General features: G+C 25.9%; 1 protein-coding gene. It reads right to left on the reverse strand.

Going from position 1 to position 410, the window contains the following annotated elements; all coding sequences use genetic code 11:
* Positions 1-4: 4 nt before the first annotated feature.
* Positions 5-410, reverse strand: a 406-nt coding sequence (locus tag RI68_RS02995) for a hypothetical protein (protein ID WP_017193752.1), incomplete at its 5' end; no start/stop codon positions are given.

Genomic DNA, 410 nt, shown 5'->3' on the forward strand with positions numbered 1-410 from the left:
TCTTCTATGTTTTTTTGTAATCTTCATCTATTGATAACATACCATTTAATGCTTCGATTTCGTTTTCATTTTTTTTAGGATCAAGTTCGCTTATTTGTTTATTATAATCATCACATTTTTCTTGATATTCATTAATCATATTTTGTTCTTCTTTTAAAAAACCTAACCATGATTTACAACTGTTTTTTATTTTTTCAATTTCGGTTTTTTCTATTTCAGAAAAATCATTGGGTAATAAAGTTTTATCGTCGGTTTCCGAAAATACATAAGTTTTGATTTGGTCAAAACGAGTTTCAGTAATGGTGAATTTAGGTTTTTCAGTTTCGCGTTTAGTTCTTGAAGGTTTATTTGGTTTTTGTTCATTATCCAACTCTTCATGATAATTTGATATTTTTTTTTGTTCTTGTTTG

Origin of the sequence: Vaccinium witches'-broom phytoplasma str. VAC (genome assembly GCF_000309405.1) — a bacterium.
In the GTDB taxonomy this organism is placed as follows: domain Bacteria; phylum Bacillota_I; class Bacilli_A; order Acholeplasmatales; family Acholeplasmataceae; genus Phytoplasma.